The sequence below is a fragment of the Paraburkholderia bryophila genome (assembly GCF_013409255.1).
Classification (GTDB): Bacteria; Pseudomonadota; Gammaproteobacteria; order Burkholderiales; family Burkholderiaceae; genus Paraburkholderia.
This window is the reverse complement of sequence record NZ_JACCAS010000001.1, coordinates 2,556,908-2,580,086: the sequence shown is the minus strand read 5'-3', so window position 1 is coordinate 2,580,086 and position 23,179 is coordinate 2,556,908. Positions and strand designations below refer to the sequence as shown.

The following is a 23,179-nucleotide window of genomic DNA, read 5'->3' as shown; positions in this document are numbered from 1 at the left end:
CGAAGCGGCATTGTTTTAACCACTTTCCAATCGCTGCACGCGAAACCTACTTCGCGACGACCACCGGAATCCCGCGCAATTGCCCAGCGCCCTTCACTTCATCAAGCGACTGACGCACCGCCGCGCTGGTCGCCGGATCGATCTGCAAGCGAGCCGCCAGATCACGCTCGCCGCGCTTCACGCCCGCCAGATTCGCCAGCTTCACATGACCGTAACCGCGCACACGCGCATGCAGATCGGCCAGCTTCGCGACGTCTTCCAGCGTAGTCGTGTCGAGCTTCGCGAACGCACGTTGCAGCGTGGTTTCGTAATCGCCGGCGAGGTCGCGTTCCATCTTGCGTTCCAGCGTGCGGCCGAACGGATCGAGCATCGTGCCGCGCAGGCCGCGCCATTTCGCCATCATGCCGAGCACCGGCCACATCCATTGACCGAAAACTTTCTTGGTCGGATTCTTGCCGTGCTGCGGACGCGCGATGGTCGGCGGCGCGAGGTTGAACTTGATGCCGAAGTCCTTGCCGGCCACGCCTTCAAACTGCGCTTCGAGCGCTTCACGGAACGCCGTGTCCGTATGCAGACGCGCGACTTCGTATTCGTCCTTCACCGCGAGCAGGCGATAGAACGTCGTCGCGACCGCACGCGTCACGCGCTCGCTCTGCGCATCGACGGCGGTTTCGGCGCGACGCGCCGCATCGACCAGCGTGCGATAACGCTTCACGTAGCTTGAGCCGCCGTAAATCTGCAAACGGCCTTCGCGATGCGCGATCAGTTCATCGAGCGTATCGACCTTCACGGCCTGTTTCGCCAGATGCCGCGCTTGCCACAACGCATTGAGCGCGGCCGGATCTTCCGCCGCCAGACGGCCGATCGAAAACGCCAGTTGATTCATCTGCACCGCGACGTTGTTCAATTCGATCGCGCGCATCATCGCGGCGAACGACACCGGCACCAGACCGAGTTGCCATGCGTAGCCGAGCATCAGAATGTTTGCGCCGATCGTGTCGCCGAGAAAGCGCGTGGCGAGCGCCTGAGCGTCACAGGTCGACATGCGTTCCGCGCCGGCCGCGTGACGCATCTTGTCGATCAGCGCGTCGGCGTGCAACGTCGCGTCCGGATTCGTCACGAAGGTCGCGTTCGGAATCGCATGCGTGTTCACCACGATGCGCGTGCGGCCATGACGCACCGTTTGCAGCGCATCGGCGCTCGCACCGACCACCATGTCGCAGGCGAGCAGCACGTCGGCCTGTTGCGTGTCGATACGCACCTGGTTCAGCCACTCGTCACGCGCGGCGAAGCGCACGAACGACAGCACCGAGCCGCCCTTCTGCGCGAAGCCCATGAAGTCGAGCACCGACGCGCTCTTGCCTTCCAGATGCGCGGCCATGCTGATCAACGCGCCGACCGTCACGACGCCCGTGCCACCCACACCGGTCACGAGAATGTCGTACGGCGCGGCATCGAGATGCGTCGCGGGAATCGGCAATGCGTCGACGCGCGCGGCCAGCGCTTGCGGATCGAACGCGGCGCCCGCGGCCTTCTTCAGCTTGCCGCCTTCCACGGTGACGAAGCTCGGGCAAAAACCGTTCACGCAAGAAAAGTCTTTGTTGCACGACGATTGATCGATCCGGCGTTTACGTCCCAACGCCGTTTCAACCGGCTCGACTGACAGGCAATTCGACTGCACGCCGCAATCGCCGCAGCCTTCGCAAACTTCCTCGTTGATGAAGAGGCGTTTGTCCGGGTCGGGAAACTCGCCTTTTTTCCGGCGACGGCGTTTTTCCGCGGCACAGGTCTGGTCGTAGATCAGCACGGTCACGCCGTCGGTGTCGCGCAAGTCGCGCTGCACGGTGTCCATTTCGCTGCGATGGTGGAACGTCGTGCCCTTCGGAAACAGATCGTGATGGCCGTCGTATTTCTCCGGCTCGTCGCTCACCACGACGAAGCGCGACACGCCTTCGGCTTCCACCTGACGCGCGATCTGCGGCACCGAGATACTGCCGTCCACGGGCTGGCCGCCGGTCATCGCGACCGCGTCGTTATAGAGAATCTTGTACGTGATCGTGGTTTTCGCGGCCACGGCCTGGCGAATCGCGAGAATGCCGGAATGGAAGTAGGTGCCGTCGCCGAGATTCTGGAACACGTGGCGCGTTTTCGTGAACATCGAATGCGAGGCCCAGTCCACGCCTTCGCCGCCCATCTGAATCAGGCCGGTGGTGTCGCGCTCCATCCACGACGCCATGAAGTGGCAGCCGATACCTGCATGCGCGATCGAACCTTCCGGCACTTTCGTCGACGTGTTGTGCGGGCAGCCCGAGCAGAAGTACGGCGTGCGCTTCACGCTGTCCGCGGCGTTCGAGAGAATATGCGGCGCGACCAGATCGACCACGCGGTCGCGGCGGTCCAGCGCCGGCTTGTGCTTCGCGAGCCAGTCCGCGAACACCGGCAGAATGCGCGAGGGCCGCAATTCACCGAGCGACGACAGCAGCAGCGTGCCGTCTTCCGCGTTTTTGCCGACCACGATCGGCCGCGTGCCTTGCGTGCGGTTGTACAGATAGTCTTTGATCTGCTGTTCGATGACCGGGCCTTTTTCCTCGATCACCAGCACTTCGGACAAACCGGAGACGAACGCGTCGATCCGCGTCATCTCCAGCGGAAACGACAGGCCGACCTTGTAGATCCGCACGCCGGCCGCTTCCAGATCCGCGACCGTCAGATCGAGGCGGCGCAGCGTTTCCATCAGGTCCAGATGCGCCTTGCCGCAGGTCACGATCCCCACGTTCGCGTGCGGGCTCGGTGCGATCCATTTGTCGATGCTGTTCACGCGCGCGAAGTGGCGCACCGCGTCGAGCTTCGCGTGCATCCGCGATTCGATGGTCAGGCTCGGCAGGTCCGGCCAGCGGTTATGCAGGCCGCCGGCGGGCGTGGCGAAATCTTGCGGAACGGCCCACTCGGTTTGCAGCGCGTCGAGATCGACCGTCGAGCCCGATTCGACCGTTTCAGAGATCGCCTTGTAGCCGACCCACGCGCCCGAGAAGCGCGACATTGCCCAGCCGTACAGGCCGAATTCGAGCATGTCGGCGATATTCGACGGATTCACCACCGGCATATGCCATGCCATCAGCGCGAAGTCGCTCTGATGCGGCATCGACGACGACACGCAGCCGTGGTCGTCGCCCGCCACTACCAGCACGCCGCCATGCGGCGACGAACCGTACGCGTTGCCGTGCTTGAGCGCGTCGCCCGCGCGGTCCACGCCCGGGCCCTTGCCGTACCACATCGCGAACACGCCGTCGACGGTGCGCTCCGGATCCGATTCCACCCGCTGCGTGCCGAGCACGGCGGTGCCGCCGAGTTCTTCGTTGATTGCGGGCAAAAAGCGAATATCACTCGCCGCGAGTAGTTTTTTCGCTTTCCACAACTGCTGGTCGACCATGCCGAGCGGCGAGCCTCGATAGCCGCTGATAAAGCCGGCGGTGTTCATGTCGCGCGCCTTGTCGGCGGCGCGCTGCATCAACACCAGCCGCACCAGGGCCTGCGTGCCGGTCAGGAAGATCCGGCCACGCGTCGCGGTGAGGTTGTCGGACAGCTTGTAGTCGGCGAGAGCGGGCGTGCCGTCGATGGGCAGGCGAGCGGTCATGGGTGAGTCTCCAATATTTGCATCCGCGCGCGGTGGTGGGGACCACGGAGGTGACGCAGCGAAAGAGACTCTATTTTTTAGCGCCGATTAGAGTGAATTTTTTCTAGTTTGATGAGCATGCGACGAATGGGCGAGACGAGCCGCGCGTTTTAATGAAGTTTTGAGGTGGATCTTCCACGCGGCTAGCGGATTCGGGTATGCCCTGGTGCGTTTGAGCGGTGCTCAATACCCCGTCCAGACGGCCAACGCCAGTGCACCGCCCGACAGCAGCAACAGCACGACGAACAACGGCAGGATGAAGCGCAGCCACTGGCCGAAGCCCACGCGCGCGGTGGCGAGATAGGCGAGCAGCATGCCCGAGGTGGGCGTCACCATGTTGGTCAAACCGCCGCCGAGCACGAACGCGAGCACGGAGGTCTGGCCGCTCACGCCGGACAACTGCGCGATCGGCCCGATGATCGGCATGCTGACGGCGGCCTTGCCCGATACCGAAGGAATGAAGACGTCGAGCACCATCTGCACGGCCATCAAGCCGTTGGCGACCCACACGGCGGATTGGCCGCGCGCGAGGCGCGTGAAGTGATCGATCAGCGTGTCGAGCACGAGGCTGTTCTGCAGAATCAGTTCGACCGATGCCGCGAGTCCGATCAGCAGTCCGGCGAGAATCATGCTCTTCATCCCGTCGACGAACGCGTCGGCCGCGCTGCGCGAATCGAGCCGGCCCACCACCGCCGTGACGATGCTGATGAACACGTAGAACGCGGACAACTCCACGTTGCCCCAATGCAGGTTGCGCGTGCCGATCACCAGCATCGCGGCGGCGACGCTCAGCACCAGCAGCGTCGCTTTGTGGCGGCGCGAGAGCCGCGCTTGCGGATGTGCTTCGAGACTCGCGCGCGCAGCGTCCAGCCGGTAGCCGCTCAACCGCACATGCGCGAGCAGGTACAGAATGCCGAGCGTCATGAACACGACGAACACGCCGATCCGCATGCCGATGCCGCTAAACAGCGGCACGCCGACGATCGGCTGCGCGACCGCGAGCGAGAGCGGATTGGTCACCGAGGCGATATAGCCGATCTTCGCCGCGATCGCCACGAGCGCGACCGCGAACAGATTCGACAGCCCGAGGCGGCGCGTGAGGACCATCACCATCGGAATGATCACGAGGTATTCGGAGATGAAGCCGAGCAGCGTGCTGCCGAGCCCGATCAGCAGCATTAACAGCGGCGCGAGCACGTAGACGTTGCCGGCGGTGAGCTGCAACAGCCGGTCGATGCCCGCGTCCACCACGCCGGTTTTGCGCATCACGCCGAACATACCGCCGACGAACATCACCATGAAAATCAGCGGCGCGTTCTTGATCAAGCCGTTCGGCACCGCGACGAAGGCGGACACCAGACTGGCCGGCGCGGCCTGATCCGCCGTGCTTTTGCTGACGCCCGGCGCGACCAGCGTGGCGAGGCTGTGGCTCTTCGGCACGACGTGATAGGTGCCCGGCACGACCAGTTTGTCGTGGCGCTCGAATTGGCCGGCGTCTATCAGGTAGGTCATGGCCACGGCGGCGAGCAGCACCCAGATCATCATCACGACCGGGTGCAGCATCTTGCCGTGCGGTTTCTTTTCTTCTTCACCGGCGCCGTTTCCGGAATGCCGGTCGTGCGGATGATCGTCGTCGGCGGTGACGGGCACGGCGGGGGCGAGCGTGGTCATATGGGGATCCTGTGCGCTTACGCCGGTTGTGCAGTCGCTTGCGGCGCGGTGTAGCCGAGTTCGGCGGAAATCGTGCGGCTGCAGGCCTGCAGACGTTCGAGGTAATCGGGAATCTCGATCCGGCTGATGCGCATTTCCGGCCCCGACACGCTGATCGCGGCCACGGCCTCGCCGCTCATATCGCGCACCGGCACCGAAATCGCGACGGCGCCCGCCGTCACTTCGCCCACGCTCACTGCGTAGCCTTTACGCGCGATCGCATCCAGTTCGTCGACGAGCTTCATCAGATCGGGCGGCTGCGGCAGTTTCTTCAGACGCGCGAGGTATTCGGTCTTCACCGCGTCCGGCGCGAACGCCAGCAGAATCCGGCCCGACGCGCCGCTATTGAGCGAGCGGCGATTGCCGACCGCGCCGATGGTGCGCATCTCATGCGTGCTTTCGCAACGCGCGACGCACACCGTCTCCAACCCCTCGCGCACCCGCAGCACGACGTTTTCGTTGATCGCCTGGTTGAGCACGAGCATGTGCTTCTGCGCCGAGCGCACCAGCGTGTTCTGCTGCGCGGCGGCGACGCCGATCACGAAAGCCTGCGGCCCGAGCGAGTAGGTCGACGCGCGCGTGTCCTGCACGACGAAGCGATGCAATTCGAGCGTACACAGCATCCGGTACGCACGCGATTTGTTGATGCCGAGTTGATTGGCGAGTTCGGTGACGCCCAGACCCGGATGTTCGGCGACATGGCTGAGCAGCTTCAGCGCGCTGTCGACGGAATCGACGATGTAGTTCACGGTGATTCCTTCATTGCGCCGCGCGCGGCGCGGCTAGTTGCGTGCGCACGTAATCGGCGAGCGCGGCGACGAAGGCGTCGAGCGCGCGTTTGAGCGTGTCGAAGCCGGCGTGTTTGACGAACGCGGCTTCGTCCATATACAGCCCGCGATTCAGTTCGATCTGGATGCTGTGGCGGCGTCGTGCCGGATCGCTGACGGCGGTGAGCAGGTCGCCGCCCTGATACGGCTCGTTCACCTGCACGCGATATCCGGCGTGGCTGAAGTAGTCGGCGACCCACTGCGTGAAGGCCGGGTCGGCGGTGCTGCCGAGGCGGTCGCTGATCACGAAGTCGGGGCGCGCGGCGCCCGCGTCGACGTTCATTTCGTTGCCGCGCGATTTCATCGAGTGACAGTCGACGTGCCACAACGCGCCGTGCTCCGCGACCGCGCGTTCAGCGGCGGCGGCGAGCGCCGCGCGATACGGGAGGTAGTACGCGTCGATTCGATGCCGCACTTCGGCCACGGAGAGCTTGCGGTCGTACATCGGCAGGTTCGGCAACGCGTCGCGGCGGATCAGACCCATGCCGCGCAGCGTGTACTTCTCCGGCGCGAGCGGTTCGGGCCACGGCTCGCTGAGCAACTGCGCGTCGATGTCGCCGATCGCGCGGTTCGGGTCGATATACGCGCGCGGGAAATGCGCGCCGATCAGCACGCCGCCTTGCTCGGGCACGGCGCCCCACAACTCGTCGACGAAGGCGTCCCACGAACTGTGGATCGCGGACAGCGGCGCGCAGGCGCCGAAGTCGGCCGGCAGCGCGATGCCGCTATGCGGCGAATCGAACAGGATCGGCAGCCGGGCGCCGGCAGGTTCGGCGACGAAGAACGGCGCGGAAGGAGGCACGGAAGCAGGCGCGGCAAAAGTGTTGCTGGCGGACGTCAAAGCAAATTCCTTTCGGGTGGCCGGGGCGCCGTAAAAGGCCGTCTTGACCGGGATAAGGGTGAGTCGTGTTTTATTAAATAAAACAGCATATCAATATTTAACGACGAACCTTATTGTTGGTCAAGTGCGTCGTCAAAAGCCTTGCTATCCGGATCGTTCAATCTCGGTACCCTTCTGGGTAAGACTTTACGCCGTATTAACTGCTAAAACCCCCAGCGCCAGCCATTAGCGTCAATGCGGGCAAACCAGTATTTTTCCCGAACCTTGACCAGCCAATTTTGCATTTCGAATAATAAACGATACGTTGTTTTATTCAATAAAACATAGAGGCCGGGATGATTTATCCGATGAATAACGGCTTTGGCGTGCGAGCTCACACACTCACAACAAAGGAACGCAGATGAACAGCAAAGGTTTGGCGATGGCGCTCGCGGGCGCGGGGATCGGTGCGGTGCTATGCGGTAACGCGATGGCGCAGTCGAGCGTGACGTTGTACGGCATCGTCGACGCGGGGTTCACCTACACGAGCAACCAGAAAGGCAGCGCGACGTATCAGGCGACCGGCGGCAACGAGCAGGGCACGCGCTGGGGCATGGTGGGCACGGAAGACCTGGGCGGCGGCAACACGGCGATCTTCAAACTCGAGAACGGCTTCAACATCGAAACGGGCACGGCCAGCGCGAACGGCCGCATGTTCGGCCGGCAGGCGTGGGTCGGTTTGTCGAACCCGCGCTGGGGGACGTTCACGATGGGTCGCCAGTACAACGCCGCGCAGGATTCGCTGGCGCCGTTGCAGATCGGCGCGAGCACGTCGCTGACGCAGTACGCGCTGCATCCGTTCGATACCGACGACCTGAACAACTCGTTTCGCACCGACAACTCGGTGAAATACGTAACGCCGACGCTGGCCGGTTTCCAGGGCAACGCCATGTACGGCTTTTCCAACTCGACGAACTTTGCGGCGAACCGTAGCTGGAGCGTGGGCGGCACGTATGCACAGGGGCCGTTGCGCGCGGGCGTGGCGTATGTGGTGCTCGACAATCCGGCGCTCGACACGACCGGCGCGATTCCGTCGGACAACTACTTCACCTTCCTGAAGGGCATCACGAAGCAGCAGATCTGGGGCGCCGCCAGCACCTACGATTTCGGCAACGCGACCTTCGGCCTGTTGTACACGAGCTCGCTGTTCAATCTGCAGACGGGCGCGTCGCAGCGCTTCAATAACTACGAAGGCAGCTTCCGCTATCGCTTCACGCCGTCGGTGCTGTTCGCGCTCGGCGAGACCTACACGCAGGTTCATACGACGCAAGGCGCCACGCCGAGCTTGCATTATCTGCAGACCAGCGCGGGCGTGCAGTACTACCTGTCCAAGCGGACCGATCTGTATGTGAACGCGATCTATCAGCGGTCGTCCGCGAATGCGGTGGCGGCGATCGAGGGGATCAGCAATCCGTCGAGTTCGCGCACGCAGGTGGTGGGTGTGGTGGGGATTCGCCAGAAGTTCTGAGGGCGGGGCCGCATAACGCGTGGTCTGTGATCGGCGCAACGTAATCGGCGTAATCCGAGCGCGCTGCGCGGTTTATTAGCCTTTGGTTTTGGCCACGCTGGTCACGTTGGCCGCGAGCGGTGCGGCGTCGAGCGGCACGATCTCGTTGAAGTGCGCGTAATCGATGTGGCTCACGCCGTCCTGCTCGGTCATGATGTCGACGAAACGGTAGTGCCAGCGAATCTGATCGCAGCTCCACATGTGGCGCGCCTGCATGGTTTGCGAGGTCGATTCGTCGACGCCTTCGAGCGTCAGCACCAGCGACGTATCGCTGCCCTTGAGCGACTCGGCGGTCTCGCCGAATAGCGGGCTGCTTTCGTCGATGATGTGCATCAGGCTCCAGCCGAGTTTGAAGACCGGATGCTGATCGCGCACCAGCGTGAGGTCGTAGAGCCTGCGCAGCACAAGACCTTCGGCGGTGGTTTCCTTGCGCAGAATGCGCAGCCTGGCGTGTGCCTCGGCGATCACGTTTTGACGCGCGTTGGCTGAGCGCACCATCAGCGTCATGCGGCCGTCGAGCGGCCGGATGATCGCGTAACGGGCGAACATGATCTTGGCGTGCGGCCGTGAAAAGCGCGCGAAGATCAGCCCGGTCGCCAACGCGACGCTAGACATGCCGAAGAAGATTTCGAGCGTCGCGATCCAGTGTGCGTAGACGGTTTGCGGATGCATGTCGCCATAGCCGACGGTCGCCAGCGTCTCGACGCTGAAAAAGAACGCGCCGCCGAAACCCGACGGATACTGATTGGCGATCGGCGCTTTGCCGAGCATGTACAGGCCGGCGAACGCCGTGTTGAGCAGCAGGAACAGCACCGCGAGCGAGGCGAAGAACATCGGCCAGCGCGCCACCACCGCGCGGTGGTAGAGATCCTGCCAGAGCGGCGTCGGCATGCCGTGCGCGATGATCACGCGATCGTCGAGACGTAATTCGCGGCTGCCGCGCGCGCGGCGCTTCGGGGCGCTCTCCTTGGCGTCGCCAAGGCCGGCCATTCGGTCTGACGGTTCGGTAGCCATCACTTGCTCGTGGGATATGAAAACGCGCAAAGCGTAGCACGCCGTTTCGCGAGTGCAATGCCGCGATGCCGCAACCCTTGATCCACGTTCCGCGCACCGTTCAGGGCGGTTGGGAACGTGTTTGCCGGCCGCTTACGGAACTTACGGAAACGCCCGCGGCTTCGGAATGCCCGCGCCGTGTTCGATATCGTCGACGGCTTGCCGATGCGCCGCGGCGATCGCTTCGGTCGCGTCGCCGTAGCCGTTATCGCCGCCCACGGTCGTCCACGATTTCACCGCTTTGTCGCGATGGCGGATTTCGTATTCCGCGTCCCAGCGCGCGCCGTTGAGTTCGAGAGGGCGGACGTGTATCGAGTACACGCCGTAGAGGAAGAGCTGTTCCGCCATGATCGCCTCCAGCCGGTTGGATCAAGGTGGCGCGGCGCGCTTCGGCGCGCGCGGCGCCGGACTGCCTAGAGTTCGATGCTGCCGAGAATGCGGTGAGCGAGCGCCTTGGCTTCTTCGAGCGCTTCTTCCGGTGTCGACGAGGTGGCGTCCACTTCGTAGACCGTGGTTTCCTGATCGGCGGTGACGTCGCCTTCGTCGCGGGAGAGCGTGACCACGCCCTGCCAGGTGTCGCTTTCTACTTCTTTTATCGACGCCGTGGCGGTGTAAAGCCCTTTGGTGTAGGTGATGTCTTCCATGACGACGCTCCTTGTTCCAAAGGTTGTGGATTTTTCATCGTAGCACGATGACGGAGCGCCGGCTTTTGCGCTGGCGGCGCGCCTTGTCAGTGACAATGCGCGCCGTACAAGGCAGCAGAATTACAGCAGCGCGACGACTTCATCGAGCGTGGGTGCGTGCGCGCCGGCATGGCGGCAGGCCGCCGCGCCGGCCGCTAGCGCGAACGCCAGATGCTCGGGCCACGCACGTTGCGGCGCCGTCATCAGGCTGAACAGCAGGCCGCCGATCGACGCGTCGCCCGCGCCGACCGTGTCGACCACTTCGACGCGCGGCGGTCGCGCTTCGACCACCATCGCGCCGTCAATCAACAGGGCCGTCTCCGGTCCGCGCGTCACCAGCACGGTGGCGGCCGGATTCATGGCTTGGAGTTGTGCGAGCGCGGCGGCTTCGTCGTCGGTCTTGAACAGCAGGCGCAAATCTTCGTCGGAGACCTTGATCAGATCGGCGAGCGCGGCCATCTTGCGCAAGGTCGGCTCGTAGCCGTGTTCCATCAGATTGCGGTAGTTCGGATCGAAGCTGATCTTCACGCCTTGCGAACGCAACTGCGCCGCGAGCGCCGCCAGCGTATCGCCGAGCGGCTGACGCACGAGGCTGATGCAGCCGAAGTGCGCCCACTTCACCTGCTCGCTCCAGCCGGCCGGCAAGTGCGCCGGATCGAAGGCCAGATCGGCGCCGTTTTCGCCCATGAAAAAGTACGCGGGCGGATGCGTCTGATGCACGATCGCCAGCAACGGCGGCCGCGTCACGCGCTGCATGAAGCGCATGTCGAGCCCGGCGGCGACGCTCGCGTTCCACAACTCGTCGGAGAAATTGTCGACGCCGAGCGAGCCGGCGCAGGCGGTCGGCAAACCGAGCCGCGCGACGCAGCGCGCCACGTTCCAGCCGGCACCGCCCGGCCGCGACAGCCACTGCGAGGTGCCGGTGCGCACGAGATCGGTGAGGATGTCGCCGGCCGAGACGAACAGCGGGAATTCGTGGCTTGCGTTGCTTGTGTTGGGTTGGCTCATTTCGTGTGCTCCGCGGATTCGGATGCAGCGGCGGCCGCGCCGTCGGACAGGGCGTGCACCAGCACTTCGTAGCACGCGCCCATCGTGTGGTAGTCGGTCTTGCCGGCCGGACTCTTTTCGTCGCTGTATTTACGGTTGTCGCAGGTGAGGATGCGATACCACGCGCCGTACTTGTGATCGACGAAATGCGCCCAGCTATAGCGCCAGATCTCGTCGTACCAGTCCCAGAAACGCTCGTTGCCGGTGCGCTTGCCGAGCAGCGCGGCGGTTGCGAAGGTTTCGGCCTGGACCCAGAAATACTTGTCGTGGTCGCACACGGTGCCGTCCGGGCCGAAGCCGTAGTAGAGGCCGCCGTGATCTTCGTCCCAGGCGTGCGTCATGGCGGCGTCGAACAGTTCGACGGCGCGCGGCAACAACCACGGCAGCGGACGGAAGCGCTCGAGAATCAGCAGCAGCTTGGCCCACTCGGTTTGATGCCCCGGCTGGAAGCCCCACGGACGGAAGATGTTCGAACTGTCTTCCTCGTTGTAGTGCCAGTCGACCGACCAGTCCGAATGAAAATGCTCCCACACCAGGCCTTGCGAAAGCTTCGCCTGACGCAGCGTGATATTCGACGCGACCCGTTCGGCGCGATCCAGATAGACCAGATGGCCGGTCGCTTCATGAGCGGCGAGCAGTGCCTCGGTGGTGTGCATGTTCGCGTTCTGGCCGCGGTACGAACTGACGCGCCATTCGGGCGAAGCTTCATCGGCGTAGAGGCCGGCTGCGGCGTCCCAGAAGCGGTGCTCCATCAATTCGAAGGTCGCGCCGATCATCGGCTTCGCTTCTTCGATGCCGGCCATCGCCGCATGCGAATACGCGAGCAGCACGAATGCGAGGCCATAGCAGTGGCGCGTGGCGTCGAGCGTGCGCTTGCGGCCGTCGCGCCATTCGAGTTCCCAGTCGTAGCCTTGGTGCTGGGCGTCCCAATGCGCGTCACGCAGAAAGCGCAGACCGTGGCGCGCGTACTCGAGATGCTGCGGGTCGCCGAACTGGCGATACGCCATCGCGTAGTTGAACACGTAGCGGCAACTGCTCACCAGATGCCGCGTGGTCTTGTCGTAGATCGACCCGTCGTCGCGGAAAAAATGGAAGAAGCCGCCGCTCGGATCGAACACGTTCGGCGCGTAAAAACGCAGCGTGTCCTCTACGTGCGCGAGCAGAAACTCGCGGCTGCGGAAATCGTCGACGGACGGCGCGGCAACGCCGTTGGCGGGATGAAGCGAATCGGATTGCGTCATGGCGTTTTCACCAAAGTACTGGCACGGGCAATGAGATGGACGGGCAAACGGACTTCGAGTTCGGCAGGGGCGTCTTCGAGCAGCAACTCGACACCGCGCCGGCCGAGCGCTTCCTTGTCGACCGAGATGGTCGACAGCGGTGGCGTGGCATGCGCGGCGGCGGGAATGTCGTCGAAGCCGACGATAGCGATGTCCTCGGGTACGCGCAGACCGCGCGCGAGGCACGCGCGCAGCGCGGCGAGCGCGGCGGCGTCGTTGTAGGCAAACACCGCGTCGGGGTGCGGGCCCGGCGCGTCGAGCAACTGATGCATGGCGCGCGCGGCGCCGCTGTCGGGGTCGAGGCCGGCGTCGATCGTGACTTCCAGCGACGGATCGAACAGCAGGCCCGCTTCGAAAAACGCGCGCCGGTAACCGAGCGCGCGCTGCGCGATGCTGAAGTGCGCGAGCGAGCCGCCGATAAACGCGACACGCTTGCGCTGCTGGTCGAACAGATGCCGCATGGCGAGGGTGGCGCCGGCGGCGTTGTCGAGATTCACCGAGCGCAAGCCCGGCGCCCACAGATCGATCAGCACGAGCGGGCGCTGCATCGCGACCAGTGTGGTGAGCGTCTCGGGCTCGACGAAGCCGGCAATCGCGACCGCGTCGGGCGCGTGCAGGCGGAGTTGCTGGATCACGTCTTCGGTAGGGCCGGCGGTCAGCACCGACGGCACGATGCCGCGTTCGCGACAGGCGTCTTCGACTCCGTGCAGCACGTGCGAAAAGAACGGGCTGACGGCGAAGTTGTTGTGCTGACGGTGCAACAAAAAAGTGAGCCGGCGGATGCGCGGCCGCAATTGCGCGGCGTCATAACCGAGCTGCCGCGCTGCTTCGACGACGCGTTCGCGGGTCGCCTCGGACAACCCCGGCTGGTTCTTCAAGGCGCGTGAGACGGTGCCGATCGACACGCTGGCCGCACGGGCGACGTCGCGGATGGTTGTGGCCATCGAATGAAGCGGCCGCGAGACGGCGACCGCACGGTGTTTGAGTCCGGCGATTGTATAGTAAAACGTGCCTTAAACCGCCCGGAAAACACTCGCGCGACACCCGGAGATACCCCTGGGTGTTGACGTTGGCCCGAAATATGCTGTTTAGTAAAACTAGCTAAACAATGGCGTGAAAGGGCGCTTCTGCCCCGTTTGGTGCCTCTGCCGCCGTCTGGGTCCTTCAGTCGATGTGCGCGTGAGCGGCTTCGGCCTGGCCGCGCAGCAAGGCCAGGCTTTCGTCGGCGTCGATCAGCACGAAGCCGTTCGCTTCGCGTTTCGCGCGACGCTTGGCCACCGCCGCGACCGACGCGATTTCCTCGCTGTTGTACAGCGACGGTCCGCTGGACGGTTCGACGCGCACGCAGCCGATCGCCATCGTCACGAACGCGAAGAAGCTCGGATTGCCGCGCCGGTCTTCGCCGTGAATGCCGCCCGCGAGCCGGTCGGCCGGTGCGTAAAAACGTTGCGCGCCTTCGTTGAATGCGTGGATCGCGCGCAGCACGCGCTCCTGCCAGTCGTCGCTCTGGAACAGGATCATGAAATCGTCGCCGCCCACGTGCCCGAGAAAATCGCGGGTCGGGTCGCATACCTCGGCGAGCACCGCCGCAGCGAATTTCAGCACTTCGTCGCCTTGCCAATAACCATACTGGTCGTTGAACGGCTTGAAGTGGTTCAGATCGACGTAGCACGCGTGAAAGGCCGCGTCGTTGCCCAGCAGGCGGGCAATGTGCGAGCTGATCGGTATGTTGCCCGGCAGGAAAGTCAGCGGGTTCGCGTAGCGCGCCGCTTCGATGCGTACCTCGGTCACCGCGCGCACCAGCTTCTCGCCGGTGCCGAGGCCCGCGTACTGACCGTTTTCGGTGATGACGAAGCCGTCGGCGAGATAGCGCTGGTCGTCGCTCGCGAGGAGCTTGGCCATCTGCTCGACGGTCATCGATTTCTCGATAATCACCGGCGAAGCGTTCGCGAACTGCAGGCAAGGGCGCTTGCCGAACAGCTCGCGGTGATACGGCAACGCGTAGCGGTCCATGAAGCTGCGGCGATTGATCAGCGCGACCGGCTGGTTGTTCTCGACCACTGCCACCGCGTGCAGATCGGGCAGGCGGTTGAACAGTTCGAGCACGTCGTTGTTGGTGGCGTGACGCGGCAACGCCGGCGCATGCACCAGCATTTTCGCCGACGCCATGCCGCCCGACGGCGACGCGCTGCTCACCGCGCGCGTGGTTTCGGGGAACACGGCGATGTGATTGGCGCGCAAGGCGTCGCGGGCGTCGTCGCTCAGCTTGCGCGCCGGGTGTGCATGCGGGCGGCCGAAAAAATAGCCTTGCCCGCAGTTGATCCCCATGTCGCGCACGACGATCAGATCCGCCTCGTTCTCGATGCCCTCGGCCACCAGTTGCGCGCCGCTCGCGTTGGCGAAATGCTGCATGGCGCGCACGGCCTCGAACTTGAGCGGATCGCTCGCAATGTCGTGGATGAAGAAGCGGTCGATCTTCACGATGTCCGGTTGCAGCCGCACCCACAGATTCATGCTGGCGTTGGCGGTGCCGTAATCGTCGAGCGCGAATTGCGCGCCAGCCGCGCGCAGCGTCGATATCACCGGCAGGAAGCTGCCGACGTCGGGAATCGAGCTCTGTTCAGTCAACTCGATCACGAGCCGCTGTGGATCGACGCCGCGGTGCCGTAGCAAAGCGAGTGTGTCGTCGCGCGCTTCGGCGAGTTGACGCATCGCGCCCGCGCTGAAATTGAGGAACAGCTTGCCGTCGTAATCGAGCTTCGCGAAGGCTTCGATGCAGGCGCGCGCGGCGGCCTGTTCCAGCGCGATCGCGCAGCCTTCTGCGAGCGCTTGCGAGAACAGGGCGAACGGCGTTTCGAGTGGCGTGCCCGCCGGACCGCGAATCAAACCTTCGTAGCCGAGGATCGCGCCGTCGTCGAAATCGATGATCGGCTGGAATACAGCGAACAGATCACGCCGGGCGATCAACTCCTCGATGCGCGGCGTGGCGGATCGGGAGGGCGAGCGAAGTTGCATGGCAGTAGGCGTAGCAAGAGACGCACGGCTTATCGGCGCGGCCGGCGCAGAGTTAAGTGAATTTTTAGTGACGCGACGCACTGGCGTGGTGCGCGTCCTGGATGCCAGGACGAGTCGGGTTTTAGGCCCGGCCAGGACTCGTCTTATGCCATCTGGCTGAGGCGACAGCGACGGCGTTTGCGCGTGAAATAACAAAAAAGCCGCACGAGGCGGCTTTCTTCGAATCACGCTCAGGGAGGGCGCTTATGAATGTCCTGTTTGCATTGCGCGCGTATTTACCGCCGGGCCATGGCGGCGGCGGATCCTTCGCGCGCGGCGGCGCGGGTTTCGCCGCTGGTGTCGCGAGCGCCCCAGCGCTGCGCGAGCGCGGCGCACACCATCAGCTGGATCTGGTGGAACAGCATCAGCGGCAACACCACGGCGCCCACCGCATGCGAGGAGAAGATCACCTTGGCCATCGGCACGCCGGCGGCGAGGCTTTTCTTCGACCCGCAGAAGATGATGGTGATCTGGTCGGCGCGGTTAAAGCCGAGCCGCTTGCTGACGAAGATCGTCACGGCCAGCGCCAGCGCGAGCAGCACCACGTTGATCAGCAGCAGGCCGCCGAGCGCGGACAGCGGAATCTGATGCCACAGGCCTTCGTTCACCGCTTCGCTGAACGCGCCGTACACCACCAGCAGGATGGAGCCCTGGTCCACGAACTTCAGCACGCCGCGATGACGCTCGATCCACTTGCCGATCAGCGGGCGCAGCAACTGCCCGGCCACGAACGGCACCAGCAGTTGCAGCACGATGTTGCCCACCGTGTGCCAAGGCGAACTGCCGCCCGCCGCCTGATTGGTGACGACGACACTGACGAGCGCGGGCGTGATGAAGATGCCGAGGAGACTCGAGGCCGACGCGCTACACACAGCGGCCGGCACATTGCCCTTTGCAATGGAGGTAAACGCGATCGACGACTGAACTGTAGAAGGCAGCGTGCAGAGGAAGAGGACCCCCGCATAGAGCGCCGGCGTGACAAGTGGCGAAAGCAGCGGCTTCATCGCGAGGCCGAGCAGCGGAAACAGCGCGAAGGTACTGAGCAGCACGACCAGGTGAAGCCGCCAATGCGTCGCACCCGCAACAATCGCTTCGCGTGACAGCTTCGCGCCGTGCAGGAAGAACAGCAGGCCGACCGCCACGTTCGTCAACCAGTTGAAGCCGACGGCGGCCTGCCCGTGAACCGGCAGCAAGCTGGCAAGGATCACCGTGCCGACGAGGCATAAGGTGAAATTGTCGGGAAGCAGTTTCGGGCGAGCCATGGCGGAATCTCAATTCGGTGACGCGGATGCGGACAATGCGCGGGAGGCGCGCGCGAAGGCCCGCCCCTAGCTGTGGCAAAAGGCTATTGTTATTTTATATCGATTAAAAATGCAAATTCATTTGCCGAATCGATTAATGAGAAAGGCGCATCAACACGACGGAGCGGTGAGTGTTGGGCCGGCGTTGGTCATCACGTTTTCAGTATTGGCGACGTACCCGCTTTGGTCCATGCCGTTTTTGACAATCGGGCCGAAAAAAACGGCTCGGATTCGTCATACGCAAGGCCGTTGCGGGCCTTCGGCAAAGCCTTGTGAGCAAGCGGTTTCAAGGCCGCGGCGCAAGGGTTGTGTCGTAGAAAAACGTCGCAGTAACAAGGTGTTACATCCGCGGCGGAGGCCTAACACTTTTTGGCTCGACACCCTCTGCCGCCACCCATAAATTACGGTTCAAAGGCCGTCGGGATACGTCGTGCTGCGATAGAAACGCAGCGCTCGCGCCAGTCCCAAAACCAGTCCATCGCAGCTCGAACGGTGGACTCCAGGCAAGTCTTCGGGCATGTGAGTCATCAGGTGGACGGGTTGTCGAGAACGAAGCACTGGGCGTTGGGCGCGGTTATCGCCGCGCTGTGCTCGTTCGCCTATGCGAAAGCGCCGGGCGCGCCGCACTTTGGCGGCGGTGGTTATTCGCATGTCGCCGCGAACCACGCCATGCGGGGTGAGACGCGGGGCGGCGGCCGCTACGACGGTATGCCGGCCGAAAGGCCGACTTCCGCCCGTAACCTTGCGGTTGATCGCAACGCGGGCTTGCCACGCGGCGGCGCGAACTTCGCAGGCCGTAATGGCGGCAACAACGGTTTTGGCGTCTATAACCCGGGCATGCGCCGCGTTGCTGGTCCGGCGGGTTATCCCGGCGAAGGCCGCGGCGGCATGCAGTACGCCGGCGCCATTACGCCGGTCAGCGCCGAATCGCGTGGCGTGCCGCGGCCACCGGCCAATGCGCCGGTTCGCGCGGGTTCGATTCGTGCCGACGTCGCCCGCTATAACGAAGAGCGCGGTTCGGGACGCGGCATGCCGCGCCAAGGCGAGGATCCGCGTCAACCGGAAGGCTCGCCCTATCGCAACTAGTGGGCGTTAGCCGCGTCGTCGGGTTCGACTACGCACGGCGCGCCACTGCCGTTCAACGCCCTCAACGCCCTTCAGTACGCGTCGGCTAATACGCCATCGCATTTGGCCTGATCGTTTCTCCCGGCTTTCAAGTCGCCTGCTTTATCTCTGCGTACCACCCCCATCCATTCAGCCGCCGTCAATGTGACGTTTCGACGCCACACTTTTTTGAAAACACCCGGCGGTAATTCTCCTGTTGTCGTCAAATTTCATCGTTTCTGCGGCGCTGCGTCATTCGCATGTCATTTGATGCGTTATCGCTGCTCCGGACGTAGCGTTGGCGGTGTTTTGCGCGTCGCAGCAAAAATGGCCGGGGCAGGACCGAAGCGTTAATCGGCGCAGCTTTATCAGACCGATATTCGACAAAACTAACCAGACCGATATACCGGCAATAACCAGCGATATTTTTGTCCATAAAAATGGTCCGCAAAGATGGTCCCGCCCAGATTGGCTCGACGATCGAACGGACAACAACAAATGGTTCGCGCGAGCTCCCCCTTTCGCACAGCCACACCCTTTTGACAAAGACAGGAGAACCCATGAATACAAGCATCAGCAGTGCGCTGAAGACCACCCTCAAGGCCACTGCGTGCGCCGCTCTGTTGGCCAGCGCATCGGCTGCCTTTGCGCAATCGAGCGTGCAGCTTTACGGTCAGGTCGACGAATGGGTCGGCTCGCAGAAATTCCCGAACGGCAAGAGCGCTGCGGAAGTGTCCGGCGGCGGTATGTCGACGTCGTACTGGGGCTTGAAGGGGGCGGAAGATCTGGGCAATGGCTACAAGGCGATCTTCACGATCGAAGGCTTCTTCCTCGCGCAGAACGGCCAGTACGGCCGCTTCACCGGCGACACGATGTTTTCGCGTAACGCGTATGTGGGTATCGAATCGCCGTACGGCACGATCACGGCCGGCCGTCTGACGACGCCGCTGTTCATCTCGACGATTCTGTTCAACCCGTTCGTCGACTCGTACGAATTCTCGCCGATGGTGTGGCACACGTACCTCGGCCTCGGCACGTTCCCGACCTACAACACCGACCAGGGCGTGACGGGCGATTCCGGCTGGAGCAACGCGGTGTCGTACTCGTCGCCGAACTTCAACGGCCTGAGCGCGACGGCCATGTACTCGCTCGGTAACACGACCGAGAACGGCGCGAAGAAGTGGAGCGGCCAGGTGCTGTATTTCCACGGCCCGTTCGCGGCGACGGCGGTGTACCAGTACGTGAACTTCAACAACGTGCCGAGCGACCTCGGCAGCTTTGCGGCGTCGGGCGTTCCCGGCCTGAAGAGCCAGAGCGTCGCGCAAGTCGGCGCCTCGTACGACCTCAAGTTCGTGAAATTCTTCGGCCAGTACATGTACACGTACAACGACCAGCAAATCACGAGCTGGCACGTGAACACGGCGCAGGGCGGCGCGTCGGTGCCGGTCGGTCCGGGCACGGTGATGGCGTCGTACGCTTATTCGCGCGACGGCGGCGGTCTCGACCAGACCCGTCAGACGGCTGCGCTCGGCTACGACTACCCGCTGTCCAAGCGTACGGACGTGTACGCCGCCTACATGTACGACCACATCACCAACCAGTCGAGCGGCAACACGTACGGCGTCGGTCTGCGCGCGAAGTTCTAAGCGCTTTACCGCAAGGCCCGTACGACCCGCGCGGCGCGCCTACGCAACGCAGACCGCTGCGCGACGTTCCAGACCGGTGGCATGGGCAAAGCCCGCTTTCTTCGGAAAGCGGGCTTTTTTCCTTTCTGGCGAGGCGCGCGTGGTGTCGACGACGTCTTTGCTCACCAGTTTTTTATAAACCCGGCAGAATGGCGTCGATTGATTCCTCAAGCGAGCGATTGAGATGGATACCCTCGTCAGCATGAAAGTGTTCCGCCATGTGGTGGAGGTCGGCAGCTTTGTCGGCGCGGCGGAACGGATGGAGATGTCGGCGGCGATGGCCAGCAAGCATGTGATGCACCTCGAGCAGCAGCTCGGCGCGCGTCTGCTGAACCGCACCACGCGGCGCGTCGCGCCCACCGAGGCGGGCCGCGAATACTACGAGCGCCTGAGCCAGGTGCTCACCGAACTGGAGGAAGCCGAGCAGGTGGTCGGCGCGGCGAGTGTCGTGCCGCAAGGGCGCTTGCGGGTGTCGTCGCTATCGGCGTTTGGCTTGAGCCACGTGATGGCCGCCGTGGCCGACTACGCCGCGCACTATCCGCAGGTCACCGTCGACATCACCTTGTCCGACCGCGTGGTCGAGCTGATCGACGAAGGCTTCGACGTCGCGATCCGGGCCTCGCCGAGCGGGCTGAAGTCGTCGTCGCTGATCGCGCGGCAGATTGCGACCGCGCACCTTGTGCTATGCGCTTCGCCGGCCTATCTGAAGCGGCATGGCACGCCGAAGACGGTCGCCGAGCTGGCGCGCCACAACTATCTGCAATACGCGGGCGTCTCGACGCTCGAACTCGCGACTGCATCCGGCGATGCGTCGCCGCGCGTGCGCTTGTCGGGCAATCTGATCGTCAACCATCTGGAGGCGCAGCGCGTGATCGTGCTGCAAGGGGCGGGCATCGCGATGCTCGGCACCGAGGTGATCGGCGACGATCTGGCCACTGGGCGTCTGGTGCCGCTGCTGGTGGACGAAGTGCCGCCGCGCGAACTGCCGATCCACGTGGTCTACGCGAGCCGGCGGCATCTGTCGGCCAAGGTGCGATCGTTCGTCGACTTTCTGGCCGAGCGGTTCGCGAACGAGTCGTTGTGGCCATCGCTGGAGCAGATCAAGGCGATGGCCGTACGTTGATTCGCAGCGGCGCCCCGCCCGGCGGCAGATGAAACGATTAGCGCGCGATCCCCAGCCGCGCCTTCGCGTCGTCGTATTCCTTCGACAGGCGCTGCACCAGTTCGCCGACGCTCGGCACGTCGTCCATCAAGCCGACGCCCTGGCCTGCGCCCCAGATGTCTTTCCACGCCTTCGCCTTGTCGCTGGCGAAGTTCATCGCGGTCTTGTCCGATTCCGGCAGCGCGTCCGGGTCGAGCCCCGCGTTGACGATACTTTCGCGGATGTAGTTGCCGTGCACGCCGGTGAACAGGTTCGTGTAGATGATGTCCGACGCGGTGGAGTTGACGATAGCCTGCTTGTAGCTCTCGACCGCGTGCGCCTCTTTGGTCGCGATGAAGCGCGTGCCCATGTATGCGAGGTCCGCGCCCATGGCCTGAGCGGCGAGGATCGAGCCGCCGTTGGCGATCGAACCCGACAGGATGATCGGGCCGTCGAACATGCGCCGCACTTCGCCGACCAGCGCGAACGGCGAGGTCGTGCCCGCATGGCCGCCGGCGCCGGAGGCCACCAGGATCAGACCGTCGACGCCCGCTTCGAGCGCCTTCTGCGCGTGCCGCAGATTGATCACGTCATGCAGCACGATGCCGCCGTAGCTATGCACCGCATCGACGATTTCACGCGACGGCGCACGCAGGCTCGTGATGAAGATGGGGATCTTGTGGTCGACGCACACGCGCACGTCGTGTTCGAGCCGCGTATTCGATTGATGAACGATCTGGTTGACGGCGATCGGCCCGATGATCGCATCCGGATGGGCGGCCTTGTGCTCGGCGAGTTGCGTCTGAATCTGCGTGAGCCATTCGTCGAGCAATTCGGCCGGGCGCGCGTTCAACGCGGGAAACGAACCGACGATACCGGCCTTACATTGAGCCAATACCAGTTCGGGATAGCTGACGATAAACATCGGCGAGGCAACGACGGGCAGCGCGAGTTTTTGCAGAACGGCGGGCAATGCCATGATGCGAGTCTCCAGTTTTGATCGGACCGGTACGGCGTTCGCGCGTCCGGCGTGTACGAGTTTAGCGGCACATGGCACGCATTGCGCCGAGACGGGGCGGCGCGATTTTGCCACCGTCTTGCCGCCGTCTCACCGCGCATGCGCGATACGACACGTGCCGCCCGACAATTAAAGAACGATCGTTCGATTATAGGCGATGCCTGTCGCTCGAGTACTGCAGGTCTGTTTAGAACAGTTGGAAGGAGAGTTCAGGTTCTACGCTTGCGTGGGCTAACCCACCTCGCGTGGACACATTGGGCTCCTACAATGCGTTGACTCGTAATGACAAGAGAGACGCCATGGCCTTCGAGAATTTCACGCCCTTTCGCGTCGCCGTGGGCGATGTCGATATTTTCGGAGTGAAGGGCGGAGCGGGGCCGCCTCTTCTGTTGCTGCACGGCCATCCGCAGTCGCATCTGATCTGGGCGCGTTGCGCTGAGCAACTGGCTGAGCACTTCACCGTGATCGCCACCGATCTGCGTGGCTACGGCGCATCGGGTAAGCCGCCGAGCGACGCCGTTCACACGCCGTATTCCAAACGCACGATGGCGGCCGATCAGGTTGCCGTGATGCGGCATTTCGGCTTCGAACGTTTTCTGGTGTGTGCGCATGATCGTGGCGCGCGGGTCGCGCATCGGATGGCGCTGGATCATGCCGATGCGGTCGAGCGTTTGATGCTGCTCGATATTGCGCCGACGCTTGCGATGTACGAGGCGACTGATCGCACGTTCGCGACGCTTTATTTCCACTGGTTTTTTCTGATTCAGCCGGAGCCGTTGCCTGAGACGCTGATCGGTGCCGATCCGGCCGCTTATGTCGATGCGGTGATGGGGAGCCGTCATGCAGGGCTCGCGGCGTTCGATCCTGCCTCGCTCGAGGCTTATCGTTTGGCGCTCGCGCAGCCAGGTGCTGTCCATGCTATGTGCGAGGATTATCGGGCGTCGGCGAGTATCGATCTCGAGCATGATCGCGCCGATGTTGAGCGCGGGCATAAGATTGGGTGTCCGCTGCGCGTGCTTTGGGGGGATAAGGGCGTCATTGAGAAATGCTTCGATGCGCTGGGGGAGTGGCGGCACGTGGCGCGGGATGTCAGTGGCAGGGCGCTTTCTTGTGGGCACTATATTCCCGAGGAGGCCTCGGAAGAGCTCGTTGCCGAGATGCTGGCCTTCTTCGAAGCGGTCGAACAGTAACTTGCTTTGGGCGGTGCCACGACCCT

General features: G+C 63.6%; 20 protein-coding genes. 5 read left to right on the top strand and 15 right to left on the bottom strand.

Features of this window, described 5'->3' with window-relative positions; translation table 11 throughout:
• Positions 1-46 precede the first annotated feature (46 nt).
• From GGD40_RS11460 to GGD40_RS11445, 4 genes are all read right to left on the bottom strand, one after another.
• Positions 47-3,634 carry an indolepyruvate ferredoxin oxidoreductase family protein gene (locus GGD40_RS11460; RefSeq protein ID WP_179743769.1) on the bottom strand — a complete coding sequence of 1,196 codons (3,588 nt, stop codon included), beginning with the start codon at positions 3,632-3,634 and terminating at the stop codon, positions 47-49.
• Between the two features lie 222 nt (positions 3,635-3,856).
• Positions 3,857-5,344 (bottom strand): YfcC family protein, encoded by a 1,488-nt coding sequence (locus GGD40_RS11455; protein WP_179743768.1) that lies wholly within the window; start codon positions 5,342-5,344, stop codon positions 3,857-3,859.
• 17 nt (positions 5,345-5,361) lie between these two features.
• Positions 5,362-6,132 carry an IclR family transcriptional regulator gene (locus GGD40_RS11450; protein ID WP_179743767.1) on the bottom strand — a complete coding sequence of 257 codons (771 nt, stop codon included), beginning with the start codon at positions 6,130-6,132 and terminating at the stop codon, positions 5,362-5,364.
• Between the two features lie 10 nt (positions 6,133-6,142).
• Positions 6,143-7,051: an N-formylglutamate amidohydrolase gene (locus tag GGD40_RS11445; protein WP_218900868.1), complete on the bottom strand. Its 909-nt coding sequence runs from the start codon at positions 7,049-7,051 to the stop codon at positions 6,143-6,145.
• A 400-nt stretch (positions 7,052-7,451) separates the two neighbouring features.
• Here GGD40_RS11445 and GGD40_RS11440 point away from each other — a divergent pair, with 400 nt between their 5' ends.
• A complete protein-coding gene (locus tag GGD40_RS11440) occupies positions 7,452-8,558 on the top strand; it encodes a porin (RefSeq protein ID WP_179743766.1) in 1,107 nt (368 codons plus the stop codon).
• A gap of 75 nt (positions 8,559-8,633) precedes the next feature.
• Here GGD40_RS11440 and GGD40_RS11435 read toward each other — a convergent pair whose 3' ends face one another.
• From GGD40_RS11435 to GGD40_RS11400, 8 genes are all read right to left on the bottom strand, one after another.
• Complete coding sequence (locus GGD40_RS11435; RefSeq protein WP_179743765.1) at positions 8,634-9,611, bottom strand: ion channel; 978 nt, start codon at positions 9,609-9,611, stop codon at positions 8,634-8,636.
• A 141-nt stretch (positions 9,612-9,752) separates the two neighbouring features.
• Positions 9,753-9,998, bottom strand: a complete 246-nt coding sequence (locus GGD40_RS11430; RefSeq protein ID WP_179707220.1) for a hypothetical protein — start codon at positions 9,996-9,998, stop codon at positions 9,753-9,755.
• Between the two features lie 65 nt (positions 9,999-10,063).
• Complete coding sequence (locus GGD40_RS11425) at positions 10,064-10,294, bottom strand: hypothetical protein (RefSeq protein WP_179707218.1); 231 nt, start codon at positions 10,292-10,294, stop codon at positions 10,064-10,066.
• A gap of 120 nt (positions 10,295-10,414) precedes the next feature.
• Positions 10,415-11,341 (bottom strand): carbohydrate kinase family protein, encoded by a 927-nt coding sequence (locus tag GGD40_RS11420; RefSeq protein WP_179743764.1) that lies wholly within the window; start codon positions 11,339-11,341, stop codon positions 10,415-10,417.
• On the bottom strand, positions 11,338-12,621 hold the full coding sequence (locus GGD40_RS11415; protein WP_179743763.1) for an AGE family epimerase/isomerase: 1,284 nt from the start codon (positions 12,619-12,621) through the stop codon (positions 11,338-11,340). Before GGD40_RS11415 ends, GGD40_RS11420 begins: the two co-directional genes overlap by 4 nt.
• Entirely contained in the window at positions 12,618-13,604 is a 987-nt protein-coding gene (locus tag GGD40_RS11410; RefSeq protein ID WP_179707214.1) for a LacI family DNA-binding transcriptional regulator, read from the bottom strand. Before GGD40_RS11410 ends, GGD40_RS11415 begins: the two co-directional genes overlap by 4 nt.
• 220 nt (positions 13,605-13,824) lie before the next feature.
• Positions 13,825-15,675, bottom strand: a complete 1,851-nt coding sequence (locus tag GGD40_RS11405) for an EAL domain-containing protein (RefSeq protein WP_179743762.1) — start codon at positions 15,673-15,675, stop codon at positions 13,825-13,827.
• Between the two features lie 275 nt (positions 15,676-15,950).
• On the bottom strand, positions 15,951-16,976 hold the full coding sequence (locus tag GGD40_RS11400) for a bile acid:sodium symporter family protein (protein WP_179707210.1): 1,026 nt from the start codon (positions 16,974-16,976) through the stop codon (positions 15,951-15,953).
• A gap of 531 nt (positions 16,977-17,507) precedes the next feature.
• Between GGD40_RS11400 and GGD40_RS11395 the strand changes: the two genes are divergently transcribed.
• Complete coding sequence (locus GGD40_RS11395; RefSeq protein WP_373565277.1) at positions 17,508-18,101, top strand: hypothetical protein; 594 nt, start codon at positions 17,508-17,510, stop codon at positions 18,099-18,101.
• A 241-nt stretch (positions 18,102-18,342) separates the two neighbouring features.
• Here the strand turns inward: GGD40_RS11395 and GGD40_RS11390 are convergent, their stop codons facing one another.
• Positions 18,343-18,555: a hypothetical protein gene (locus GGD40_RS11390; RefSeq protein WP_179707206.1), complete on the bottom strand. Its 213-nt coding sequence runs from the start codon at positions 18,553-18,555 to the stop codon at positions 18,343-18,345.
• A 124-nt stretch (positions 18,556-18,679) separates the two neighbouring features.
• On the opposite strand from GGD40_RS11390, the gene GGD40_RS11385 reads away from it, so the two are divergent.
• The gene (locus tag GGD40_RS11385; RefSeq protein ID WP_179707204.1) at positions 18,680-19,765 is read left to right on the top strand and encodes a porin; all 1,086 of its coding nucleotides are present in this window, start codon (positions 18,680-18,682) and stop codon (positions 19,763-19,765) included.
• A gap of 39 nt (positions 19,766-19,804) precedes the next feature.
• Here the strand turns inward: GGD40_RS11385 and GGD40_RS11380 are convergent, their stop codons facing one another.
• The gene (locus GGD40_RS11380; RefSeq protein WP_179707202.1) at positions 19,805-20,008 is read right to left on the bottom strand and encodes a hypothetical protein; all 204 of its coding nucleotides are present in this window, start codon (positions 20,006-20,008) and stop codon (positions 19,805-19,807) included.
• Here GGD40_RS11380 and GGD40_RS11375 point away from each other — a divergent pair.
• A complete protein-coding gene (locus GGD40_RS11375) occupies positions 19,989-20,927 on the top strand; it encodes a LysR family transcriptional regulator (protein WP_179707200.1) in 939 nt (312 codons plus the stop codon). The two genes, GGD40_RS11380 and GGD40_RS11375, sit on opposite strands and share 20 nt — an antisense overlap.
• 37 nt (positions 20,928-20,964) lie before the next feature.
• On the opposite strand, the gene GGD40_RS11370 is transcribed toward GGD40_RS11375, so the two are convergent.
• Positions 20,965-21,924 carry an NAD(P)H-dependent flavin oxidoreductase gene (locus tag GGD40_RS11370; protein ID WP_179743761.1) on the bottom strand — a complete coding sequence of 320 codons (960 nt, stop codon included), beginning with the start codon at positions 21,922-21,924 and terminating at the stop codon, positions 20,965-20,967.
• 338 nt (positions 21,925-22,262) lie between these two features.
• On the opposite strand from GGD40_RS11370, the gene GGD40_RS11365 reads away from it, so the two are divergent.
• Positions 22,263-23,153 (top strand): alpha/beta fold hydrolase, encoded by an 891-nt coding sequence (locus tag GGD40_RS11365; protein WP_179743760.1) that lies wholly within the window; start codon positions 22,263-22,265, stop codon positions 23,151-23,153.
• Positions 23,154-23,179 lie beyond the last annotated feature (26 nt).

Coding starts and splice junctions, on each gene's coding strand:
- GGD40_RS11460 (WP_179743769.1), bottom strand. CDS start 3,634: ATGACCGCTCGCCTGCCCATCGACGGCACGCCCGCTCTCGCCGACTAC.
- GGD40_RS11455 (WP_179743768.1), bottom strand. CDS start 5,344: ATGACCACGCTCGCCCCCGCCGTGCCCGTCACCGCCGACGACGATCAT.
- GGD40_RS11440 (WP_179743766.1), top strand. CDS start 7,452: ATGAACAGCAAAGGTTTGGCGATGGCGCTCGCGGGCGCGGGGATCGGT.
- GGD40_RS11435 (WP_179743765.1), bottom strand. CDS start 9,611: ATGGCTACCGAACCGTCAGACCGAATGGCCGGCCTTGGCGACGCCAAG.
- GGD40_RS11430 (WP_179707220.1), bottom strand. CDS start 9,998: ATGGCGGAACAGCTCTTCCTCTACGGCGTGTACTCGATACACGTCCGC.
- GGD40_RS11425 (WP_179707218.1), bottom strand. CDS start 10,294: ATGGAAGACATCACCTACACCAAAGGGCTTTACACCGCCACGGCGTCG.
- GGD40_RS11420 (WP_179743764.1), bottom strand. CDS start 11,341: ATGAGCCAACCCAACACAAGCAACGCAAGCCACGAATTCCCGCTGTTC.
- GGD40_RS11415 (WP_179743763.1), bottom strand. CDS start 12,621: ATGACGCAATCCGATTCGCTTCATCCCGCCAACGGCGTTGCCGCGCCG.
- GGD40_RS11410 (WP_179707214.1), bottom strand. CDS start 13,604: ATGGCCACAACCATCCGCGACGTCGCCCGTGCGGCCAGCGTGTCGATC.
- GGD40_RS11405 (WP_179743762.1), bottom strand. CDS start 15,675: ATGCAACTTCGCTCGCCCTCCCGATCCGCCACGCCGCGCATCGAGGAG.
- GGD40_RS11400 (WP_179707210.1), bottom strand. CDS start 16,976: ATGGCTCGCCCGAAACTGCTTCCCGACAATTTCACCTTATGCCTCGTC.
- GGD40_RS11390 (WP_179707206.1), bottom strand. CDS start 18,555: ATGGACAAAAATATCGCTGGTTATTGCCGGTATATCGGTCTGGTTAGT.
- GGD40_RS11385 (WP_179707204.1), top strand. CDS start 18,680: ATGAATACAAGCATCAGCAGTGCGCTGAAGACCACCCTCAAGGCCACT.
- GGD40_RS11375 (WP_179707200.1), top strand. CDS start 19,989: ATGGATACCCTCGTCAGCATGAAAGTGTTCCGCCATGTGGTGGAGGTC.
- GGD40_RS11380 (WP_179707202.1), bottom strand. CDS start 20,008: ATGCTGACGAGGGTATCCATCTCAATCGCTCGCTTGAGGAATCAATCG.
- GGD40_RS11370 (WP_179743761.1), bottom strand. CDS start 21,924: ATGGCATTGCCCGCCGTTCTGCAAAAACTCGCGCTGCCCGTCGTTGCC.
- GGD40_RS11365 (WP_179743760.1), top strand. CDS start 22,263: ATGGCCTTCGAGAATTTCACGCCCTTTCGCGTCGCCGTGGGCGATGTC.